32 protein-coding genes are annotated in these 20,040 nt (G+C 67.7%); 5 read left to right on the plus strand and 27 right to left on the minus strand.

Features of this window, described 5'->3' with window-relative positions:
• Nucleotides 1–8: 8 nt before the first annotated feature.
• From K8P63_RS07855 to K8P63_RS07885, 7 genes are read right to left on the minus strand one after another with little or no spacing between them, the layout of a single operon-like run.
• Nucleotides 9–1,118, minus strand: coding sequence for an AI-2E family transporter (locus K8P63_RS07855; RefSeq protein WP_223799255.1), 1,110 nt, complete (start codon nt 1,116–1,118; stop codon nt 9–11).
• Nucleotides 1,119–1,167: 49 nt separating this feature from the next.
• Nucleotides 1,168–1,848 (minus strand): ATP12 family chaperone protein, encoded by a 681-nt coding sequence (locus K8P63_RS07860; protein WP_223799256.1) that lies wholly within the window; start codon nt 1,846–1,848, stop codon nt 1,168–1,170.
• Nucleotides 1,845–2,504 (minus strand): HAD-IA family hydrolase, encoded by a 660-nt coding sequence (locus tag K8P63_RS07865; RefSeq protein WP_223799257.1) that lies wholly within the window; start codon nt 2,502–2,504, stop codon nt 1,845–1,847. Before K8P63_RS07865 ends, K8P63_RS07860 begins: the two co-directional genes overlap by 4 nt.
• Entirely contained in the window at nt 2,501–3,103 is a 603-nt protein-coding gene (locus K8P63_RS07870) for an FMN-binding negative transcriptional regulator (protein WP_223799258.1), read from the minus strand. Before K8P63_RS07870 ends, K8P63_RS07865 begins: the two co-directional genes overlap by 4 nt.
• Nucleotides 3,100–4,197 carry an RluA family pseudouridine synthase gene (locus K8P63_RS07875; RefSeq protein ID WP_223799259.1) on the minus strand — a complete coding sequence of 366 codons (1,098 nt, stop codon included), beginning with the start codon at nt 4,195–4,197 and terminating at the stop codon, nt 3,100–3,102. The genes K8P63_RS07870 and K8P63_RS07875 overlap by 4 nt, the downstream gene beginning before the upstream one ends.
• Entirely contained in the window at nt 4,194–4,574 is a 381-nt protein-coding gene (gene crcB / locus K8P63_RS07880) for a fluoride efflux transporter CrcB (protein WP_223799260.1), read from the minus strand. The genes K8P63_RS07875 and crcB overlap by 4 nt, the downstream gene beginning before the upstream one ends.
• A 42-nt stretch (nt 4,575–4,616) precedes the next feature.
• The gene (locus tag K8P63_RS07885; RefSeq protein WP_223799261.1) at nt 4,617–5,012 is read right to left on the minus strand and encodes an MAPEG family protein; all 396 of its coding nucleotides are present in this window, start codon (nt 5,010–5,012) and stop codon (nt 4,617–4,619) included.
• A gap of 143 nt (nt 5,013–5,155) precedes the next feature.
• Between K8P63_RS07885 and K8P63_RS07890 the strand changes: the two genes are divergently transcribed.
• Genes K8P63_RS07890 through K8P63_RS07900 form a run of 3 tightly spaced genes read left to right on the plus strand, consistent with a single transcriptional unit; the run spans nt 5,156 to nt 6,407 of the window.
• Nucleotides 5,156–5,377, plus strand: a complete 222-nt coding sequence (locus K8P63_RS07890) for a hypothetical protein (protein ID WP_223799262.1) — start codon at nt 5,156–5,158, stop codon at nt 5,375–5,377.
• A complete protein-coding gene (locus K8P63_RS07895; protein WP_223799263.1) occupies nt 5,377–5,796 on the plus strand; it encodes a hypothetical protein in 420 nt (139 codons plus the stop codon). The genes K8P63_RS07890 and K8P63_RS07895 overlap by 1 nt, the downstream gene beginning before the upstream one ends.
• Nucleotides 5,797–5,846: 50 nt before the next feature.
• Nucleotides 5,847–6,407 (plus strand): YdeI/OmpD-associated family protein, encoded by a 561-nt coding sequence (locus K8P63_RS07900; RefSeq protein WP_223799264.1) that lies wholly within the window; start codon nt 5,847–5,849, stop codon nt 6,405–6,407.
• Between the two features lie 127 nt (nt 6,408–6,534).
• Here K8P63_RS07900 and K8P63_RS07905 read toward each other — a convergent pair whose 3' ends face one another.
• The 7 genes from K8P63_RS07905 to K8P63_RS07935 all read right to left on the minus strand — a co-directional run bounded on the left by K8P63_RS07905 (nt 6,535) and on the right by K8P63_RS07935 (nt 9,334).
• Nucleotides 6,535–6,774 carry a hypothetical protein gene (locus K8P63_RS07905; RefSeq protein ID WP_223799265.1) on the minus strand — a complete coding sequence of 80 codons (240 nt, stop codon included), beginning with the start codon at nt 6,772–6,774 and terminating at the stop codon, nt 6,535–6,537.
• 5 nt (nt 6,775–6,779) lie between these two features.
• A complete protein-coding gene (locus tag K8P63_RS07910) occupies nt 6,780–7,037 on the minus strand; it encodes a hypothetical protein (RefSeq protein ID WP_223799266.1) in 258 nt (85 codons plus the stop codon).
• A 25-nt stretch (nt 7,038–7,062) separates the two neighbouring features.
• Nucleotides 7,063–7,326: a hypothetical protein gene (locus K8P63_RS07915; protein WP_223799267.1), complete on the minus strand. Its 264-nt coding sequence runs from the start codon at nt 7,324–7,326 to the stop codon at nt 7,063–7,065.
• 27 nt (nt 7,327–7,353) lie between these two features.
• Nucleotides 7,354–7,743 (minus strand): envelope stress response membrane protein PspC, encoded by a 390-nt coding sequence (gene pspC, locus K8P63_RS07920; protein ID WP_223799268.1) that lies wholly within the window; start codon nt 7,741–7,743, stop codon nt 7,354–7,356.
• 31 nt (nt 7,744–7,774) lie between these two features.
• Entirely contained in the window at nt 7,775–8,077 is a 303-nt protein-coding gene (pspB, locus tag K8P63_RS07925; RefSeq protein WP_223799269.1) for an envelope stress response membrane protein PspB, read from the minus strand.
• Nucleotides 8,078–8,081: 4 nt separating this feature from the next.
• Complete coding sequence (gene pspA, locus K8P63_RS07930) at nt 8,082–8,750, minus strand: phage shock protein PspA (protein WP_223799270.1); 669 nt, start codon at nt 8,748–8,750, stop codon at nt 8,082–8,084.
• Between the two features lie 92 nt (nt 8,751–8,842).
• A complete protein-coding gene (locus K8P63_RS07935; protein ID WP_223799271.1) occupies nt 8,843–9,334 on the minus strand; it encodes an energy transducer TonB family protein in 492 nt (163 codons plus the stop codon).
• A 173-nt stretch (nt 9,335–9,507) separates the two neighbouring features.
• Between K8P63_RS07935 and pspF the strand changes: the two genes are divergently transcribed.
• A complete protein-coding gene (gene pspF / locus K8P63_RS07940) occupies nt 9,508–10,530 on the plus strand; it encodes a phage shock protein operon transcriptional activator (protein WP_223799272.1) in 1,023 nt (340 codons plus the stop codon).
• A 36-nt stretch (nt 10,531–10,566) separates the two neighbouring features.
• On the opposite strand, the gene K8P63_RS07945 is transcribed toward pspF, so the two are convergent.
• From K8P63_RS07945 to K8P63_RS07970, 6 genes are read right to left on the minus strand one after another with little or no spacing between them, the layout of a single operon-like run.
• Nucleotides 10,567–10,836, minus strand: a complete 270-nt coding sequence (locus K8P63_RS07945) for an HPr family phosphocarrier protein (protein WP_223799273.1) — start codon at nt 10,834–10,836, stop codon at nt 10,567–10,569.
• Nucleotides 10,833–11,240 (minus strand): PTS sugar transporter subunit IIA, encoded by a 408-nt coding sequence (locus tag K8P63_RS07950; RefSeq protein WP_223799274.1) that lies wholly within the window; start codon nt 11,238–11,240, stop codon nt 10,833–10,835. The genes K8P63_RS07945 and K8P63_RS07950 overlap by 4 nt, the downstream gene beginning before the upstream one ends.
• Nucleotides 11,237–12,175, minus strand: a complete 939-nt coding sequence (gene rapZ / locus K8P63_RS07955; RefSeq protein ID WP_223799275.1) for an RNase adapter RapZ — start codon at nt 12,173–12,175, stop codon at nt 11,237–11,239. The genes K8P63_RS07950 and rapZ overlap by 4 nt, the downstream gene beginning before the upstream one ends.
• Entirely contained in the window at nt 12,162–12,599 is a 438-nt protein-coding gene (locus K8P63_RS07960; RefSeq protein WP_223799276.1) for an HPr kinase/phosphorylase, read from the minus strand. Before K8P63_RS07960 ends, rapZ begins: the two co-directional genes overlap by 14 nt.
• Before the next feature lie 10 nt (nt 12,600–12,609).
• Entirely contained in the window at nt 12,610–14,178 is a 1,569-nt protein-coding gene (locus tag K8P63_RS07965) for a sensor histidine kinase (protein WP_223799277.1), read from the minus strand.
• Nucleotides 14,147–14,854 (minus strand): response regulator transcription factor, encoded by a 708-nt coding sequence (locus K8P63_RS07970; RefSeq protein ID WP_223799278.1) that lies wholly within the window; start codon nt 14,852–14,854, stop codon nt 14,147–14,149. The genes K8P63_RS07965 and K8P63_RS07970 overlap by 32 nt, the downstream gene beginning before the upstream one ends.
• 127 nt (nt 14,855–14,981) lie before the next feature.
• On the opposite strand from K8P63_RS07970, the gene K8P63_RS07975 reads away from it, so the two are divergent.
• Complete coding sequence (locus tag K8P63_RS07975) at nt 14,982–15,905, plus strand: diguanylate cyclase domain-containing protein (protein ID WP_223799279.1); 924 nt, start codon at nt 14,982–14,984, stop codon at nt 15,903–15,905.
• A 2-nt stretch (nt 15,906–15,907) separates the two neighbouring features.
• Here K8P63_RS07975 and fliR read toward each other — a convergent pair whose 3' ends face one another.
• The 7 genes from fliR to K8P63_RS08010 all read right to left on the minus strand — a co-directional run bounded on the left by fliR (nt 15,908) and on the right by K8P63_RS08010 (nt 20,036).
• Nucleotides 15,908–16,642, minus strand: coding sequence for a flagellar biosynthetic protein FliR (fliR, locus tag K8P63_RS07980; protein WP_223799775.1), 735 nt, complete (start codon nt 16,640–16,642; stop codon nt 15,908–15,910).
• Nucleotides 16,643–16,689: 47 nt separating this feature from the next.
• Nucleotides 16,690–16,977, minus strand: a complete 288-nt coding sequence (gene fliQ, locus K8P63_RS07985) for a flagellar biosynthesis protein FliQ (RefSeq protein ID WP_223799280.1) — start codon at nt 16,975–16,977, stop codon at nt 16,690–16,692.
• A 10-nt stretch (nt 16,978–16,987) separates the two neighbouring features.
• Nucleotides 16,988–17,755 (minus strand): flagellar type III secretion system pore protein FliP, encoded by a 768-nt coding sequence (gene fliP, locus K8P63_RS07990; protein ID WP_223799281.1) that lies wholly within the window; start codon nt 17,753–17,755, stop codon nt 16,988–16,990.
• A 127-nt stretch (nt 17,756–17,882) separates the two neighbouring features.
• Nucleotides 17,883–18,158, minus strand: a complete 276-nt coding sequence (locus tag K8P63_RS07995; protein ID WP_223799282.1) for a FliO/MopB family protein — start codon at nt 18,156–18,158, stop codon at nt 17,883–17,885.
• Between the two features lie 2 nt (nt 18,159–18,160).
• Nucleotides 18,161–18,475 carry a flagellar motor switch protein FliN gene (gene fliN, locus K8P63_RS08000; protein ID WP_223799283.1) on the minus strand — a complete coding sequence of 105 codons (315 nt, stop codon included), beginning with the start codon at nt 18,473–18,475 and terminating at the stop codon, nt 18,161–18,163.
• Nucleotides 18,472–19,455 carry a flagellar motor switch protein FliM gene (locus tag K8P63_RS08005; RefSeq protein ID WP_223799284.1) on the minus strand — a complete coding sequence of 328 codons (984 nt, stop codon included), beginning with the start codon at nt 19,453–19,455 and terminating at the stop codon, nt 18,472–18,474. Before K8P63_RS08005 ends, fliN begins: the two co-directional genes overlap by 4 nt.
• On the minus strand, nt 19,452–20,036 hold the full coding sequence (locus K8P63_RS08010; protein WP_223799285.1) for a flagellar basal body-associated FliL family protein: 585 nt from the start codon (nt 20,034–20,036) through the stop codon (nt 19,452–19,454). Before K8P63_RS08010 ends, K8P63_RS08005 begins: the two co-directional genes overlap by 4 nt.
• Nucleotides 20,037–20,040: the final 4 nt, after the last annotated feature.

A 20,040-nucleotide genomic window follows, 5' to 3' on the forward strand; every position in this document is an offset into this window, starting at 1 on the left:
CTTAAACCCTAAGACGCGGCGTCGGGCGGGCAGGGGCGGTCGGGCGCCGGCATCGCGCCGCCCGCGCCGGCGATCAGGTCGCGCCACAGCATCATCAGCGCCGCCATCGTCGCCGGGCCGACGAACAGCCCGAGCAGCCCAAGGCTCTCGACCCCGCCGAGGATGCCGACCAGCACCCACAGGAAGGGCAGCCGCGTCGCCCCGCCGATCAGGATCGGGCGCACGAAATGGTCGGCGATGCCGACCACCACCATGCCGAGTGCGAAGACGCCGACCGCCCAGCCGACCGCGCCCTGGCCGACCAGCAGCGCCGACGCGATGCCGAACAGCACCGCCGCACCGAACGGGATCATCGCCGCTACTGCCGTCAGCAGGCCTAGCAGCAGCGGATGCGGCACGTGCGCGATCAGATAGACCACCGCCATCACCGCGCCTTCGCCGATGCCGACCAGCACCAATCCGTCGATCGTGCCGCGCACCGATTTCACCACCTGTGCGCCGATCCGCTCGGCCGAGGGACCGAGCAGGCGCGTGCTCGCGACGCGGATCTGCGCGACGAACGCGTCGCGCTCGCGCAACAGGAAGAACAAGGCGATCAACGTGAAGGCGAACACCACCGAACGATGGATCAGGCCCTTGCCGAGCAGGCGCGACTGCTCGAACAGCAATGACTGGCGGATGGTGTGGAACTGGTGGCTCGCCGCCTCGGGCGTCGCGAGATTCTGCGTCCACCAGCCCGCAATCTCGTTCGAATAGGGCATGTGCGCGACCCATTGCGGGACGGGCAGCCCATTTTCGCGCGCACTGGCGAGCCATTGCAGCAGCGCCTGCGCCTCGCGCGCCGCCTCCACCACGCCCAGCGCGAGTGGGGTCAGGACGAGCAGGGCGATCAGCACGGTCGCGATGCTCGGCAGCACCGCGCGCCGCGCGGCCGGCCAGCGGCATTCGGCGCGGGTGTAGAGCGGATCGATCGCGATCGCGATCACGGCTGCCCACAAGAGCGACGGCAGGAAGGTCGAGCTGATCCACAGACCGAAGAGGGTAAGGCCGATCGCCAGTGCCGCCTTGGCGATGCGGTTGGCACGGCGCGAGGCGAAGAAATCCGCGGTGTCGGTCATCCGCCCCTGTGTGCGGCGTCGCGCGGGTGCGCGCAAGGGCCGGCGGCGGTCAGTGGAGCAGCGTCAGGAAATGCGCGGCGGCAAGGAAGTCGGCGCGATGATGCTCGCGCGTGTCGCGGGCGAGCGCATCCTCGCCCCAATGCTCGACCTGCCAAAGCTCGTCGAGATGGGTCAGGTCGAACGCCGCGTCCGCCGCGATGGCGCCTTCGGTCAAAGCGAGCGCCGCGACCAGCGAGCCGCCGATCGTCACCAGCGGGGACAGTGCCGCCAGCGCGAAAGCGTCGCAGGTGCCCAGCGCCGCTGCCAGCCGCAGGACCGTTTCCGGCGGCTGCGCGACGTGGACGATGCCGACGGTCACGACGAAATCCACGTCGTAGCGGCGGCGTGCCCAGGCGAGCAGCGGATCCCATGCCTCCGCCTGCGTCGCCACCAGATCGTCGGGCGCGTCGGCGCGGTAGCAGAGCAGATCGGTCTCGCCATAAGCGGCGAGCGGGCGGGCGAAGGCGGCCGGATCGGGCGCGACTCGGTCGATCGCGGCGTTGGCGAGACCCGTCAGCGGCATCGCGCGCGGATCGATCGTCTCGCCCTGCGCGCGCCATTCCGCCGCCACCGCCTCAGCGAGCATCGTCGTGGGCAGGACGAGCGGCGCGCGCGCGGGCGTGCGCACCGGCCGGCCGTCGAGCAGGATCGCGCCGTCATTGGTCGCGACGTCGGTGTAGAAGCGCCTCACGCCACTGCTTCGATCATCGCGACCAGCTCGTCGGGATGCGTCGCGACGGCGTCCGCTCCGGCGGCGCGCAACATGTCGGCTTCGTGATAGCCCCAGGTGACGCCGATCGCCGTCGCACCGGCCGCCTTGGCCATCGCCATGTCGAAGCTGGTGTCGCCGATCATCACCGTCGTTTCGGGTGCGGCGCCGGCGTCGGCCATCGCCTGCTCGATCATCGACGGATGCGGCTTGGACGGGTGGCGATCGGCGGTCTGGAGCGTGACGAAGCGGGGATGGAGGCCGTGATGCTCGAGGATCAGCTTTAGCCCGCGATCCGACTTGCCGGTGGCGACGCCGAGCAGCCAGCCCTTTGCATCCAGCTCGGCCACGGCCGCGGCGATCCCGTCATACAGCGGCTCGTGCGCGAGGCCGGCGGCGCGCATGTCGAAGAAGGCTCGCTTATAGGCGTCGGTCAGCGCCGCGAACTCCGCCGCCGAGCCGTTCGGGTGCAATATCGCCATCGCCTCGGGCAACGACAGGCCGATGATCGCGCGTGCCGCCGCATCGCCGGGCGGGGCGATCCCGCATGCGGCAAAGCCCTTCTCCACTGCCGCGCAGATCGTCGCCTGCGAATCGACCAGGGTGCCGTCGCAATCGAATACCGCTAGCCGGTTCAAACGCGCGGCTCCATCAGGCGGGCGAGATCGGAGCGGCCAATGCCCGACAGCGCCTGCGCGACTGCGGCCCGATCGGCTGCCGGCTTGTTCTGTCCCAGCTTGGCGGTGCCGGTCCATGCCGGCGAGTCGATCGCGAAGCCGACGATCGCGCGCAGCATCGCCGCGCGTTTAGCAGGCGGCAATTTGTCGATCGTCCACACCGGCTTCGGCAGAAGCCGTTCCTCCTGCTCGACGCTCAGCCGCGCGACCTGCGCCTCGAGCTCGGCATCGGACAGACGGCGCGCGACGCCGTGCATCTCCACGAGGCGATAATTCCAGGTCGGCACCTGATCCGCCGAACCATACCAATCGGGGCTTACGTAGAAATCGTCCGCCAGCAGGCCGATCACGATCGGTGCGCCATCGATATGGTTGGTCACGGCATTGGAGCGGGCGAGGTGGAACTGGACCGCGCCGTCGTCCGCCACCGTGATTGGCGCCTGCGCCAGCAGTGGGCGGCCATCGACCACCACCGCGATCTGGCCGAATGCCACCTTCGATGCGAACGCCTTGAGCTCGTCCGCATCCGCCCACCCGAAGGCGGGGTTGGGATGGGTCACTTGGCGCTGCCCCGCGACCGCCGCTCGCCCTTGCGTTCCTTGCGGCGGGCCTTGGCGGCAGCGCTCTCCGCCTTCTTCTTGCCTTCGGGCGTTTCGCTGAACTTGGGCTCGTCGAACGGCAATGCGTCGCCGAGCGACCGATCGAAGCCCAATGTCTCAAGGCTCTCGGTGAAGTGGCGCGGCGGCTCGGCCGAAATATCCAGCTTGCTGCCGTCGGGATGGTCGACGCGCAGGCGACGGGCATGGAGATGCATCTTGCGGCTGATCCCGCCAGTCAGGAACGCGTCCTGCCCGCCATATTTGCCGTCGCCGACGATCGGGTGGCCGATCGCCGCCATGTGCACGCGCAACTGGTGGGTGCGGCCGGTATAGGGCTGAAGTTCGACCCAGGCGGTGGCGTTGCCGGCGCGCTCGATCACGCGATACCGCGTGCGGGCGGGGCTGCCCTCCTTCTCGTCGACGTGCATCTTTTCGCCGCCGGTGCCGGGCTGCTTGCCGATCGGCAGCTCGATCATCCCGTCCTCGATCGAGGGCACGCCCACCACCAACGCCCAATAGAGCTTGCGCGCGGAGCGGCTGGAGAAGGATTTGGCGAAGAAAGCGGCCGCGCCGGCCGAGCGCGCCAGCAGCAGCACGCCCGACGTATCCTTGTCGAGCCGGTGGACGAGCTTGGGCCGCCCCTCTGCCTCGAAATACAGGCCGTCGAGCAGCCCGTCGACGTGGCGCTCGGTCTTGGTGCCGCCCTGGGTGGCGAGGCCCGGCGGCTTGTCGATCACGATCGCGGCGCGGTCGCGGTGCAGCACGATGCTCTGGATGAACTCCTCATCCTCGGGCGAGATCGGTGCGCGCTCGCGCTTCGGCTTTGCGGTCGGCGCCACCGCCGCCACGTCGAGCGGCGGGACGCGGATGACCTGCCCAAGCTCGACCCGATCGCCGGGGGTGACGCGCTTGCCGTCGACGCGGAGCTGCCCGGTCCGCGCCCAGCGCGACACGATGTTGAAGCTGGCGTCGGGCATGTGGCGGCGGAACCAGCGATCGAGCCGGATGCCGTGATCGTCCTCGGCGACGGTGAAATTGCGTGCGTCGTCGCTCATCCGAATGTCCGCACGAGAAAGAGGCCGGCAAGCAGAAGCATCACGGATCCGGCGACCGAGGACACCGCATAGCATGCGGCCATGACGGCGTCGCCGCGGATCAGCATGTCGGTCGTCTCCAGGCTGAAGGCGGAGAAGGTGGTGAAGCCGCCGAGCACCCCGATGCCGAGGAACAGCCGCAGCGGCTCGCCATCCACCCCTTGCATCTTCGCCAGCGTGCCGGCGAGGATGCCCATCAGGAGGCCGCCGAGCAGGTTGATGATCCACGTGCCCCACGGGAAAGCGGGGCCGAGATTACGCAGTGCGATCGCGCCGATGTGATAGCGAAAGCCGGCGCCGATCGCGCCGCCGAACATGACGAGGAGGAGAGGGGGCATCCCCCTCTGTAGCGGCGGCCGCCGCCGGGGGCCAGAGCCGCCTCAGCCAAGCATCAATCCGGCGATGACGAGGACGAGGCCGAGCGTCGCCGCCATCCACACGATCGTCCGCACCACCGGCACGCCGGCAGCGTAGAGCGGCAGGTAGATTACGCGGCCCCAGAAATAGAGATGCGCGCCGAGCGTCGTCTTCCACCCCAGCCGGCCGGCGACGACCGCGCCGAGAATGGCGGCCGCGAACAAAGGCAGGGTCTCGAACAGATTGGCCTGCGCGCGCAGCAACCGGCCCGCTAGCGGATCGAGCGGCGGCATGTCGTCGTCGCGCGCGCCCATGTTCCAGGTGGTGCCATATTGCTTGGTGCGGATCTGCGCGGCGGCGAAGATGTTGACCAGCGCGAGGATCAGGCATCCGCCCAGCAGCGTCAGTTCAATCGGCATTGCGCGTCGTTCCCTTCGACAAAGGCGGCGGAATGCCCGATCGTCGATCCGCTGCCAACGCCGAACGAGTGATGACGGATGCGTCGATCTGGTGTATTGGTCGTACAATACGGCCACGGCCCAATCGAGGAGCGCCTGCATCCATGCTCAACCTGTTGTCGCTCGGAATCGGGGTCGTCGCGATCGTGCCGGTCCTGTTCGCATTGCTGCCGCTGCTGGGCTGGGCGAATTGGTTCATCCTGCCGCTCCCCGTGGTCGGCCTCGCGATCGGCACGCTCTCGCGCTACAATTCGGGGCGCAACCTCAATCTGGTGGTGCTGATCGTGGCGGTGCTGCGGCTGATGCTGGGCCACGGCATCTTCTGATGCTGGCAGCATTCGCGCTGGCGGTCGCCGATCCCGTGCCGCCGACGCCGCCGGCCGCGGCGGCCGTCAGCGCGGCGGTGCAGGTTGTGCGCGATTATTATGGCGCGATCGGCCGGCACGACTGGCGCACGGTCCACGCCATGTTTGCCAACGGCCATAGCGTTGCGGCTTTGCGGCGCGGCTATGCCGACACCCGATCCGTGACGGTCGAACCCTTGCCGCCGTTCGAAAGCGACGCGGGCATGAGCCATGTCTGGACCGACATCCGTGTGCGGGTGACGGCGCTCCACCGCGACGGAAGCCGGCATGTCTATGCCGGCAGCTATCGGCTGACGCGGGTCAACGACGTCGACGGCTCGACCGCGGCGCAACGGCGCTGGCACATCACGTCGGCGACGCTGGCGGAAGTGCCGCGCTGACGCCTTGCACGCGCGCCGAACCGCGATACGTTGGTTGGGGGGAGGGGCCGATGCCGCAGGATCCCAGGGTCGACGCTTATATCGCCGGGGCGGCGCCGTTCGCGCAGCCGATCCTCACCCACCTGCGTGGTCTGGTTCATCGCGCGTGCCCGGATGTCGAGGAGGCGATCAAATGGAGCCGCCCCTTCTTCCTGCGCGAAGGCCGGCCATTCGCGGCGATGTCGGCATTCAAGGCGCATGCGACCTTCCGCTTCTGGCGCGCCAACGATGGCCCCGAGCGCGCGGAGGAGTTTCGCAGCCTGACGTCGCTCGCCGACCTGCCCGACGATGCGGCGTTGGAGGAGACGATCCGCGCCGCCGCCGACACGCCTCGCCCGGCCCCGCGACCTCGGAGCGCGCCGAAGCCACCGCTGCCGATGTCGGCCGATCTGATCGAGATGCTGGCGGCCGGAGGCGCGGGCGCAGCGTTCGATGCGCTCACGCCCGGCCAGCGCCGCGAGTATATCGAGTGGATCGAGGAGGCGAAGCGTCCCGAAACGCGGGCCAAGCGGCTGGCCACGACACTGGCGCAGGTGGCTGAGGGCAAGTCGCTCAACTGGCAATATCGGTAACCGATCCCGTCATGCCGGGATCGTTCCGGCATCCACCCTGCTTCATGAGCGACGATCGGTTTGCTGGGCGGTGGACCCCGGAACAAGTCCGGGGTGACGGAAGACCGGCAGGCGGCGGCGCGTCGCCCTACAGGTCAATCCCTGCCGCGATCGCCTCCAGCTTGCGTACCCGCTCGCGCAGGTCGGCGAGTTCGATGCGCGCGCCGGTGGTGCCGGGCGGTGGGCCATCGGCGGCGCGGGGCCCCTCGATCGACAGGCGCTGGAGCGCGATCCATTCGCGCCAGCCCCTGAGCAGGGCGAAGGTGACCACCACCAGGCCGAGCAATGCGGCGGCGACGATCAGTTCGGTGACGAGCGGATCCGACATGATCACTACTCCTTATGCTGGCGTAAAGCTTCGATCTCGCGCTCCAATGCGATCGATCGGGTGTGATCGCCGTCGGTGACGATGCGTTCGAGCACGGCGATGCGATCCTTGAGCTGGCGCAATTCGGCGCGCAGCCGCTCCGGCTCGCTATCGTCGCGTGCCTCGTTGAGCGGCGCCGCGTTCAGTTTCGCGCGCTGCAGCCGGGTGTAGCAGACGATCGCCACGATCAGGACGACCATCAGGAAGGGTGCGAACTCGACCATGAAGTCTCTCCTTTCGCGCGGCGGATCAGTTGACCGGGCGGTCGCGCAACCGCTCGATCTCGTCGCCCAGATGGAGCGATCGGTCGGTCAGGATGCGCTCCAGCACCGCGACGCGCTGTTCCAGCCGTTCGGTCTTGGCGGCATATTGCGCGGCCTTTTCGGCGGCCATGCCGGCTTCCATCTCCATGCGGCGCTCCTTGAGCGCCAGCCAGCTGCAGAAGGGCCGGCGAAGCAGCGCGACCACCGGGATGGAAACGCCGATGATCGGCACCAGAATACCAAAGTCCATGATCGTTCCCCTATTTGGGCGCGCGCTTCAGCGCAGCGCCTCGATCTCGTCCGCCAGACGGCGGTTGTGGCTGGTGAGGTGCAGCTCGACGTCGGCGATGCGGCGATCGATGTCGCGGAAGCGGGCGCGCACGTCGCGCACCGAATTGCCGGGCCGCGCGCGGACCTTCTGCCAGAATTTGCGATCCTCGCGATCCTCATAGTCGAACTCGTGCGGCTTGTCGTTCGCGAGCCAGCCGACGAGGAAATAAGCGAGGATGCCGAAGCCGCCGAAGAAGCCGGTGGCACAGTTGATAAGCACGAAGCCGACGCGCACCAGCAACAGGTCGATGCCGGTATAGTCGGCGATCCCGGCGCAGACGCCCATGACCATGCTGTTGCGCTTGTCGAGATAGAAGCGGGTGCGACGCGGTTCCATCGTTCCATTCCTTCCCTTGGATGAGATGTTTCTAGTGGTCGCGGCGGCGATCGCGGCTGCGATCGGCGCGGCGTTCGATCTCGCGATCCTCGATCGGCTCGGCCTCGACGACGCGCGGGCGCCAGCCCGGATTGTCGGCGGCGATGATGCGCTCGATCGTGTTCATCCGATCGTCGAGCCGCCGGGCGAGGTCGTGCAGCTCGTCGAGGAGGTTCTCGTCCTCGATGCTCAGGCTGCCGCTCTTCTTCCACTGCGTGATGTAGTGGAAGACGACCCACGGCAGCCCGATGAAGATGGAGCCGCAGACGAAGATAGGAACCACAACGTGTTCCATCGGATCAACCCTCCCGGCCTGCGACCCGTGCCTTCAGCGCGGCGAGTTCGGCATCGACCGCGTCTGCCGTGCGCAGCTCGGCGATCTCTTCCTCGAGCGTCTTCTGCTCGCCCAGTCCGGCGGCATCGGCGCGGCCCTCGGCCATGTCGACGCGGCGTTCGAGCACCTCGAAGCGGCTGAAGGCGTCCTCGACCTTCTGACCGGCATACATTTCGCGCAGGCGCGTGCGGTTCTGCGCGCTTTCCAGCCGGGTGGTGATCGAGTTCTGGCGGGCGCGTGCCTCGCGCAGCTTGCTCTGCAGCTTGGCGATGTCCGCCTCACAGGCCGACAGCGCGTCGTCGATCGCGACGATCTCGTCCTGCAGCTGGTCGGCCAGGCCGGCCGCCTTCTGCTTCTCGACCAGGGCGGCCTTGGCGAGATCCTCGCGGCCCTTGGACAAAGCGAGCTCGGCCTTCTCGACCCAGCCGGTCTGCACCTGATCCAGCTTGGCGATCTGGCGGCGCATCTCCTTCTGGTCGGCGATGTGCCGGGCGGCCGATGCGCGGACCTCGACGAGCGTCTCCTCCATTTCGAGGATGATCATGCGGATCATCTTCGCCGGATCCTCAGCCCGATCGAGCAGATCGGTCATGTTGGCAGCGATGATGTCGCGGGTGCGGGAGAAGATTCCCATCGATGGACTCCTGTAGGACGTGTTCGGCCAGACCTCGGCCACGGTGTAGGCCGGACCGGGCGAGGGGGGTAGCCCGATCCGGTCGAGGGGGATCATCGCGCCGCCGCTGTCACGCGGCCGCCGGCGTCGTTGCTGGCCACGCGGACCTTCGCCTGATCGCGGAGCATCTCGCGGGCGGCGTCACGGTCGGTCGCCGCGAAATAGACGCGCAGATTGACGGTGCGCGCGGCGGTGGCGGGCAGCGCCGGATAGTCGATCGCACGAGCGGCGCGCAGCGCGTCGCGGTCGATCGCGGCATCGCCGCTGGAGCGCGCGATCGTTGCATCCTGGAAGCGACCGCTGGCGTCGAAGCTCGCGGTCAGCACCGTGGTGCCGACCTGCGGGCCATCGTTGACGCCGAGGCGAACGTTCTGCGACCCGTCGAGCTGATGCTGCACGTTCGCCTGCCACGCGGTGGCGGTGAGGGCAGGCGTCTCGGCGCGAACCGGCGCGGCCGCGGCGACGACGCTGACGGCGGAGAGAGCGAGTGCGCCGGCGGCGGAAACCGCAATCCGTTGCGCGTCGGTTTTATCGAAATTGAACATGGCAAAATCTCCTGACCTTGATTTCTCACCGTCAATCCGGTGACGAACCAAGCATTGCAGGAGGTGTGCCAAGTCAAATAAATGACAGAAATCGGCCGATTCTCGGTTGCGGTGCAGTGGCCTGCACCATTTCTTCGTTGCCAATATGTGGCGAATTGCGCCAACATATCGCCATGCCGCGCGAAGCCAATTTCATCGGCCAGTCGGTCGCCTTTCTCGATGCCGTCGAGCGCGCGAGCCGCGCTGCCGCGCTCAACCGGCCAGTGCTCGTGATCGGCGAGCGCGGCACCGGCAAGGAGTTGGTCGCCGAGCGCCTGCACCGTCTGTCGGCGCGTTGGGCTGGCCCGCTGGTGACCATGAATTGCGCCGCGCTGCCGGAGACGTTGATCGAGGCGGAGCTGTTCGGCCACGAGGCGGGGGCGTTCACCGGCGCGACCAAGGCGCGGGTAGGCCGGTTCGAGGAGGCGGACGGCGGGACATTGTTTCTCGACGAACTGGCCACGCTCAGCTCGGGCGCGCAGGAGCGGCTGTTGCGCGCGACCGAATATGGCGAGGTGACGCGGATCGGTGCATCGCGGCCGTTGCGCGTCGACGTGCGGATCGTCGCTGCGACCAACGAGCATCTGCCCGAGCTGGTCGAGGAGGGGCGGTTCCGCGCGGATCTGCTCGACCGCCTGTCGTTCGAGGTCATCACCCTGCCGCCGCTGCGCGCGCGCGAGGGCGACGTGCCGGTGCTGGCGGACCATTTCGCACGGCGGATGGCGGCGGAACTCGGCTGGGCGCGATGGCCGGGCTTCAGCGCGCGCGCAGCCGCGGCGCTGGACGCGCACGACTGGCCCGGCAACGTGCGCGAGTTGCGGAATGTCGTCGAACGTGCGGTCTATCGCTGGGACACGCCGGAAAAGCCGGTCGACGCCATCCAGTTCGATCCGTTCGCCTCGCCATGGCGGCTGGCGGCGCCGCAGCCGAGCGTCGCCGCGACCCCCGCAAGCGAGCAGCCGGTCGCGACGTCATCGCCGATCGTGATCGATTGCGACGATTTCCGTGCCGCGACCCACGCGTTCGAGCGGCAATTGCTGGAAAGCGCGCTGGCCGGAAATCGCTTCAACCAGCGCGCGACCGCGACGGCGCTGAAGCTCAGCTACGATCAATTGCGCCACGCGCTCCGACGTCATGACCTGTTGGATAAAGGCTGAGGGCTCGCTTCCGCGAAACGGTTTCGGCCGGAGCGTTCACTCCTCGCCGAATTTAGCCTCGACCAGCCCGCACAATGCCTCGAGCGCCTTGTCCGCGCCGTCACCCGAGGCGGTGATCGTGACGGTGTCGCCCATCGCCGCGCCGAGCATCATCAGCCCCATGATCGATGTGCCGGCAACGCGCGATCCGTCCTTCTCGACCTCCACCGTCGCCGATTGGCCGCTGGCGAGCGTCACGAACTTGGCGCTCGCGCGCGCATGGAGACCGCGTCGGTTGGAGATCAAAACCGTCCGTTCGATCGTCACGCGGCGGCAGCTCCCAACACTTCGGATGCGACGGAAATATATTTGCGGCCCGCTTCGCGCGCGGCAGCGACGGCGGCCTGAACCTTCATCATCTTGCGCGCGCCGCCCAGGCGGATCAGCATCGGCAGGTTGACGCCGGCGATCACCTCGACCCGGCCGGGTTCCATCAGCGAAATGGCGAGGTTGGACGGGGTGCCGCCGAACAGATCGGTCAGCAGGATCACGCCCGCGCCCGCATCCACCGCAGCGACCGCGCGCGCGATGTCGGCGCGCCGCGCCTCCATATCGTCCTCCGGCCCGATGCAGATCGCCTCGATAGCCGGCTGTGGTCCGACCACATGTTCCATTGCCCGCACGAACTCCGCCGCAAGCTGGCCATGCGTTACCAGCACCAGACCGATCATACGCTCACCGTTACGATTGAATCATCGCTCTCTCCCGGCTTCCTCTCATTGGCGTCCGACGGTCTCTGCGCCAGATCGCGATGGGCAATCGTGGGCGAAAAGCCCGCGGCGTGCAACCTTTTCGCCACGCGATCGGCGACATGCACCGAGCGGTGCCGGCCGCCGGTGCAGCCGAAAGCGACCGTGACGTATGATTTTCCTTCGCGTTGGTAGCGCGGAAGCAACAGCAGCAGCAGGTCTTCGATGTGTTCGAGCGCCGAGTCGTACGCAGGATCGCCGGCGACATAAGCGGCGACATCGGCGTCCAGCCCCGTGCCCGGGCGCAGATCGGGCACCCAGTGCGGATTGCGCAGAAAGCGCATGTCGAACACCAGATCGGCATGACGCGGCAGCCCGCGCGAATAGCCGAACGACATCACCGCCAGCGTCGGCGTCGCCGAATCGCCGCGCCCGAAGCGTCGACGCAGATCCTGCTGCAGCGCGTTGGACGAGGTGTCGCTCGTGTCGATCAGCGTGTCGGCGGCGGCGCGCAACGGCTCCAGCAGCTCGCGCTCCTGCGCGATGCCGTCCTCGACGGTGCGATCCAGCGCCAAGGGATGACGGCGGCGCGTCGCGGAGAAACGCCGGGCCAGCGTCGCCCCGGACGAATCGAGGAACAAAATCTCGACCGGCATGTCCTGCCCTGCGCGCAATCGCGCCACCCGGGCGAGGATGCCGGTCGCGTCGAAGCCGCGGGTGCGCGTATCGATTCCAACCGCCAGCGGCCGCTCCTCGGCCGCGCCCTCGGCAAGCGGGCTGGAGAGCAGCCGATCGACCAGGCTCAGCGGCAGGTTATCGACCGTTTCCCAGCCGATATCCTCCAGCGTCTTGAGCGCGGTCGTGCGGCCGGCGCCCGACAGGCCGGTGACCAGCAGGATGCGTTCAGGACGACTCATGAGCACGTCCATAGAGCGCCAATGCTTTCTCGACCTTGAGCGGCGCCGAGGCGTCGAACGGCGGCATCGCCAGCACCGGCAGATCGAGCCCGCCGAAATGGCGCACCGGCAAATGGTGCGCGTCGGGCAACCGCTCGGGATTGCCGTCCACCGCGATCGCGAGCACGAGCGGCACGCCATCGCGCGCCGGCAGTTCGAGGATGCCGACGCCGCGCACCTCCAGCTTTCCCGCGATGGTCTGCGGGCAGCGCGCGTAGAGCCTGCCGTCGCGTTCCTCGATGATCGTGGAATCGTCCGCCACCAGCTCGGCACCGCGATCGATCAGGCGCAGCGCGAGATCCGACTTGCCGCTGCCCGGCGCACCCAGCAGCAGCACGCCGCACCCGTCGATCGCGACGCAGGTGGCATGGATCGTCTCGCTCATTCTCGTTCCTTCACTTCTGCGCCGCCGGCAGGCGGACGACGAACCTGGCGCCCCGTGCGGCGTCGACACGGTCGGTGACGCCGATCGTGCCGCCATGGCCTTCGACGATCGCCTTGGCGATGGCGAGCCCAAGCCCCGAATGCCGGCCGAACACCTCGCCCTCCGGCCGGATCGAGTGGAAGCGATTGAAGATCGCCTCGCGTTCCGCAAACGGTACGCCCGGCCCTTCATCCTCGACCCGCAGTACCACCATGTCTTCGTCGCGCATCGCGGCGATCTGGATGAGACCGCCCGGCGGCGAAAAGGAGACGGCATTGTCGATCAGGTTCTCGACAACGCGGGCCAGCCGCGATCCGTCGCCGAACACCAGGGTCGAGCCGCGATTGGGGCGGCCGAAGGCAAGGTGGACGCCGTTCGGCAATCCGCGCGCTTCGCGCGCGCCGACGAGCTGCTCGATCATGTGGCCGATGTCGATCGTCTCGAACCGGGCGCGCGACAGCTCGGCGTCGAGCCGCGATGCTTCGGAGATGTCGGTGATCAGCCGGTCGAGCCGCGCGACGTCGTCCCGGATCACCGCCACCAGTTGCTCGCGCAGGTTGGGATCGGTGACGAGATCGAGGCTGTCGACCGCGCTGCGCAAAGATGCCAGCGGGTTCTTGATCTCGTGCGCGACGTCGGCCGCGAACGCTTCGGTTGCGTCGATGCGCTGACGCAGCGCCTGGCTCATGTCGGACAGAGCGCGCGCGAGCGTGCCGATTTCGTCGCGGCGCGCGGGCAAGCGTGGCACCTGGACCTCGCGCGAACGGCCGAGCCGCACGCGATGCGCCGCCAGCGCGAGCCGCCGCAGCGGTCGCGCGATCGTGCGCGCGAGATAGACCGACAGCATGATCGAAAGCAGGGTGGTGCCGACCACGACGATCGCCAGCCAGAAGCGCTCGGCACGGATGGTACGCACCACATCGCGCTGGTTGCTTGTCAGCAGCAGGATGCCGAGCCGGCCGTTGTCGACCGGCACCGCGACCGAGATGACCGGCGTTCGTTCGGGTGCCCGACGGAGCGCGGCCTGGGTCTGGTTGGTACGCCGCGCTCGCACGGCCTCCGGCCACGCGTCGAGCCGGTCGATCGCGGGTTCGGTGAACGGCTCGGGCGTGTCGGCGCCGACGATATGGTCGATCGCCCGATCGATGAAGCGCGCCACCCGCCGCCGCCACGGATCCTGCGCCGGATTGCGCAGCACGTAGGTCGGCGTGGAATAACGCCATGCGTCGAGCGGGGCCGCGTCGCCGCGATACAAACGCAGCCTGCTTTCGTTGATCCGGCCGATATCCGCCAGCAGCCGCGGCCATGTGGCCGGTGGTGCGTCGGCCAGCGCGCGGCCTGCCATCTTGGCTTCGGTCGTCGCCTGATCGGTCCGCTCCGCGATCAGCTGGCTGCGATAGCTGTCGAGATAGAAGAAGCCGCCCGCCAGCACGAGCAGCGCAAAGATGTTGACGGCCAGGATCCGCGCGGTGAGCGACAGCCGCGCGGTCCAGCCGGGATCGTTATCGTCAATCCTCCGAAAAACGGTAGCCAACGCCATAGAGCGTCTCGATCGCCTTAAATTCGGAATCCACCTGCCTGAACTTGCGACGCAGCCGCTTGATATGGCTGTCGATCGTACGGTCGTCGACATAGACATCGTCGTGATAGGCGGTGTCCATCAGCTGATCGCGCGATTTCACGAAGCCCGGGCGCTGTGCCAGCGCCTCCAGGATCATGAACTCGGTCACGGTCAGCGTCACGTCGCGGCCATCCCACGTCACGCGATGGCGCGCCGGATCCATCTCCAGCCGCCCGCGCACGATCTTTTCGAGGATGGGCTGGCCTTCCTCGCCCTCGGGCTTCGAGCGCATGTCGACGCGCCGCAGGATGGCGCGGATGCGCGCGATCAGCAGCCGCTGGCTGAACGGCTTGGTGATATAATCGTCGGCGCCGAGTGCGAGGCCCAGCGCCTCGTCCAGCTCGTCATCCTTGCTCGTCAGGAAGATGGCGGGCACCGCGCTCTTCTCGCGCAGGCGGCGCAGCAACTCCATGCCGTCCATGCGCGGCATCTTGATGTCGAGCACCGCCAGATCGGGCGGGTTCTCCGTCAGCGCTTTCAGCGCGCTGTCGCCGTCGGTGTACATGCGCACGGCGAAGCCTTCCGCCTGCAGCGCGATCGAGACCGAAGTGAGGATGTTGCGATCGTCGTCGACGAGCGCGATGGATGCCGTCATTGCCGCCTTCCGCGCGTGTCGACAGCGGGGTTAGCGGGGAATGCGCGCGCGCTCAACATCCGCGGCTTAAGCTTTGCGGCAGATCGTCGTTACGCAATTTGTGTACCACGACTCCAAGGGCACGCGCGTGACCAAGCGCACCTGGCTGAGCCGGCTCTTCGCCGATGAGGGGAGCGATGCGCCCGCGTCTGCTCCGCTCCGCATTCCTGCTTCGCCTCCGCGCACCGTCGACGACGGCGCGGCCCTGAGCGATCTGTCCGCACTCGCCGAGCAACTCGCCGGCCTGATCGAACAGGCCAAGGGGCGGCTCGACGGGGCGGCGCAGCTGGTCGAACGATCCGCAGATGACGCCGCCGATTACGGCCGCGCGCTGGAGGCCGATGTCGCCGTTATTGCGCGCGCGCCCTTGCCGGTGGCGGCCGTCGAGTCCCTGCTTGGCCTCACCCGCACCATGATCGAGCGGACACAGGCGTGCGAGACGCGGCTGCGCGCTGCCAAGAGCGAGCTCCGTACGCTCCAGCGCGATCTGGACGAGGCGCAGGAAACCGCCGAACGCGATCCGCTGACCGGGCTGCTGAACCGGCGCGGCATCGAATATGCGCTGCGTCACGCCATCGATACGGCCGAGGCGACCGACAGCGCGCTCTCCGTCGCCTTCTGCGATATCGACGCCTTCGATCGTCTCAACGAGATTCATGGCAATCAGGTGGGTGATCGCATCCTTCGGCTGGTCGCCGACAATCTCGCCGACGGCGCCGGTGAAAACGGCATCGTCGGTCGGTATGGCCGGGAAGAATTCGTGCTGCTGTTCGAGGGCGCCTGCTCGATCGAGGCGGCGGCGCGGGTCGATGCGGTTCGCGGCGCGCTGGCCGGCCGTACGCTGCGATCGCGCGCGGATGGCATGCCGATCGGCACCGTCACCTTCTCGGCGGGCGTCGCCAGCCACCTCGCCTTCGAGACCAGCGTCGATTTGATCGGTCGCGCCGATCAGGCCATGCATCGCGCGCGCCGCAACGGCGGCAACGAAGTGGTGATCGACGCGGGCGAGTGAAATCAATGCCCCAGCGCGATGCGGTGCGCGGTATCGAGGCCGCGCGCGATCGCATCGGCAATGCCTTCGCCCATCAGCGGCGCCGCGACCGCCAGAAGGATGATTCCCGCCAGCAACGTGGCCGGCAGGCCGACCGAAAACAGGTTCATCGCCGGTGCCGATCGCGCGAGCATTCCCATGACGATCTGCACCAGCACCAGGGCGAAGGCGACCGGGAGCGCGATCGCGACGCCGGCCGCCAGCATGTCGCCGCCGAACATCAGCAGGCCGCGCACGCTTTCCGGCGCCAGCCACGCCGCGCCGACCGGCAGCGCGCGGTAGCTGTCGACCACGATCGTCGCGAGCGTCAGATGGCCGTTGATCGACAGGAACAGGAAGGTCGCGAGCAGCTGCATGAACTGGCCGAGCGCCGGGGTCGCGGCCCGCGACGTCGGATCGACCAGGGATGCGAAGCCCAGCCCCATCGTATTGCTGATCGTCTCCCCGCCCAGCGCCGCTGCCGAGAAACCGATCTGCACCGCAAAGCCCAGCGCCATGCCGGCAAGCACTTCGCCAATGACCAGCGCCACGCCGGCGAAGGAGGCGATCCCTTCGGGCGGCAGCGTGAACGGCGCGGCGTTCAGCCCGGCCATGCCGATGGCCAGCGCGATGACGAGGCGGAGCTGCGCCGGCACCGAAGCCATGCCGAACAGGGGCGCTGCGAAGAAGGCGGCGCCCGGCCGGATCATCGCGACCATCCAGATCCACAGCTGCGCCTCCAGCCCGACGAAGGCCGATGGCAGGTTCACCGCACCAGATCGGGAATGCGCGCGAACATGTCCTTTGCGAAATCGCCGATCAGGGTCAGCATCGAGCCGCCGAACAAAGCGAGGCAGGCGGCGATGACCAGCAGCTTCGGCACGAACGACACGGTCTGCTCGTTGATCGAGGTGGCGGCCTGCACCATGCCGATGATGAGCCCCGCGACCAGCGCCGGGATCAGGATCGGCGCGCAGGTCAGCGCCAGCACCCACAGAGCCTGCTGCGCCACGCCGATGAAATAATCGGGGGAGGCGGCGGTCTGTGCGATCATGCTGCAATGCTCATGTCTGGAAGCTTCCCGCAAGGCTGCCCATTGTCAGCGCCCAGCCGTCCACCAGCACGAACAGCAGGAGCTTGAACGGCATCGAGATGATCGACGGCGACAGCATCATCATGCCGAGCGCCATCAGGGTCGAGGCCACGACCAGATCGATGACGAGGAACGGCAGGAAGATCAGGAAGCCGATCTGGAACGCGGTCTTGAGCTCGGACGTGACGAACGCCGGCAGCAGGATCGTGAAGGGGACATCGGCGGGCGAGGCGAATTTCGGTGCCTTGGCCATGTCGGCGAACAGTTTCAGGTCGGTCTGGCGGGTCTGGCGGATCATGAAGCCGTGCAGCACGGTTCCCGAGCGCGAGATCGCCTCCTCGATCGGGATCTGGCCCGCGCCATAGGGGCGGTAAGCGGTCTGGTTGATCTGGTCGATCGCCGGCCGCATCACGAACAGCGACAGAAACAATGCGAGGCCGACCAGTACCTGGTTGGGCGGCGTCTGCTGCAGGCCCAGCGCCTGCCGCAGGATCGACAGCACGATGATGATGCGGGTGAAGCTGGTCATCATCAGCACCAGCGACGGCAGCACCGTCAGCAGGCTCATCAGCAGCAGGATCTGCAGCGACAGCGACAAGGGCTGGCCGGTGCCGCCGATGGTGCGCATCGCGCGATCGATCCCGCCCGCGGGCGGCGCCGTCACCGGCGCGGCCGAGGGCAATGCCTGCGCGAAAGCGGGGTGCGCGAGGAGGAGGGTCACGATGAGCGCAACCGTCATCCCGCTGAAGGTCGGGATCCAGGATGCGGATATGTTGAAGGTTCGACCGGACCGCCGACCTGGATCCCGGCGTTCGCCGGGATGACGGGGCAGTGTGTCGGGATCGTGCGCGCCCATCGTCACGCCGTCACGCATCCGGCACCACGAAATTGGGCGCGTCGGCCTCGGCGATGCGGTCGACGCGTCCGCGCGAGACGGCGATCAGGTAACGCTTTCCGGCAAACTCGACCACCGCCAGTCGGCTCATCGGCCCCATCGGTTGCGCGTCGATGATGCGCAGCGCGCGCTCGCGGCTGCCGAATGCCATTCCGGGCTGCAGCCTTCGGTAGAGCCACAGCGCGAGCACCGCCAATCCTCCCACCAGCGCGATCATCAAAACGAGCTGGAGGAGATAGGCGGTCATGTTCATGTTCGGCGTTCGATCCCGGACAGCCGCGCCTCGGTGGCAACGACGTCGATCACCCTTATGCCGAACTTGCCGCCGACAGTCACCACCTCGCCGCGCGCGACGAGCGTGCCGTTGACGAGAATGTCGAGCAGCTCGTTGGCCTGACGGTCGAGCTCGACGACGCTGCCCTCGGACAGGTCCATCAGCTCGGCGAGCTTGAGGCTGGTCGAGCCGACCTCGACCGAGAGGCGGAGCGGGATATCGGCCAGCAGGCGATAATTGCGCCCGGCGGTCAACGGATCGCGCGCGGGCGCTTCGCTCATGTCGCTCATCCTAAATCATCCCCCATCTTCGCGATCATCAGGGCGGCACGGCCCTCCTGCTCGCCGATCACGCCTTCGGCAATCCGAAATTTGCCAGCGAGCAAAGGCGTTTGCGGGGCGAGCGTGATCGGGATCACGTCGCCGGCCTTGAGCGCCAGCAACTGGGCAACCGAGATTTCGGGGCGGGCGAGCACCGAGCGGACGGGCAGGCTGACATGCGCGAGCGCTTCGCCCATGCGGGCGCGCCAGCCTTCGTTGCCGCCATGGTCGTCGTCATCGTCGCAGATTTTGCTCGTCATGCGCGCCTCGATCGGGCGCAGTGCGGCAAGCGGATAGACGAAGCTGATCGTGCTCGGCTGGCTGCCGGCAGGCGCGATCGTGAAGGCCTGGACGACGACCTGATCGTCGGCGCGCAGGAAGGCGAGATGCTCGAGGCTGGTCTCGCGTTGCACGAGCTGCGGCTCGATCGGCGCATGCTCGCGCCACTGATCGGCGATGTGGGTCAGCAGGCGGTCGACCAGCCGCTTCAGCAACATCTCTTCGCTGGTGGTGAAATCGCCGCTCTTCGGCTTGGCCGTGGCGCCGGGCGTACCGCCGTAGAAGCTCTCGACCAAAGCCACGATCATGTCGGCCTCGATCGCCAGCATCATGCCGCCCTTGAGCGGTCGCACACGATAGAGCCCGAACGAATGCTGCGCGAAGAAGGGCAGTTCCGCCTGCCATTCGCCATAGGTTGTGAGCAGCGGCTTGGCCGCGGTCACGCCCACATAGGTGCGCGCGAACGGCTCGATGACCGCGCGGAAGCCGCGTGCGAGCTTGTCGGCCATCCGTTCCAGGCAGGTCACGCGCTCGACCGGGCGGCTCTTGTCTTCGCCGAGCCGGTAGGGGAGCGCCTCGGTCACCGGCGCGAACGACACCTCCGGCGCAGCCTCGGCCAGTTCGTCGAGGATGCCCGAAGCATCGAAGTCCGACAGGCCGACACCGCTCATTGAATGATGAAGCTCGTGAAATAGACATCGTCGATGCCGCCGAAGCCTTCGCGTTCGCGCAGCACGCCGTTGATGACGCCCTTGAGCTGGCGACGCAAGGCCAGCTTGCCCTCGGGGGTGTTGAGCTTGTCGGCGGTCTGCTGAGCCAGCACCTCCAGCACGGCGGAGCGCACCGGCATCTCGCTGTCCTTCAGGTGGTCGATCACCTTGGCGTCGTAATAGGTCGATACGCCGATGCCGAGCTGGAGGAATCCCTCCGTGTCGGACAGGTTCGAGGTGAACGGCTGCTCGACGGTGTAATAGCTCGATTTGTAGACCTCCGGATCGACCTTGACGGTCTCGGGCAGGTCGATCGGGGCATCCTCGCCCTCTTTCAACACCAGCTTGGGGGCATTGGGATCGACGTGGCGATGGGTCTTGGCCTTGTCGCCGCCGCCCACCAGCCCTTTGCCGGCCGCGAATACGCCGGCACCGATGCCGCCGCCGATCAGCACGAGCGGCAGCACGGCGAACATGACGAGCTTCTTGATCAGGCCGCCCTTCTTCTTGGGCGCGGAGTCTGCTTTCTTGTCGTCACTCATCGTC

This window comes from Sphingomonas nostoxanthinifaciens (assembly GCF_019930585.1).
In the GTDB taxonomy this organism is placed as follows: domain Bacteria; phylum Pseudomonadota; class Alphaproteobacteria; order Sphingomonadales; family Sphingomonadaceae; genus Sphingomonas_I; species Sphingomonas_I nostoxanthinifaciens.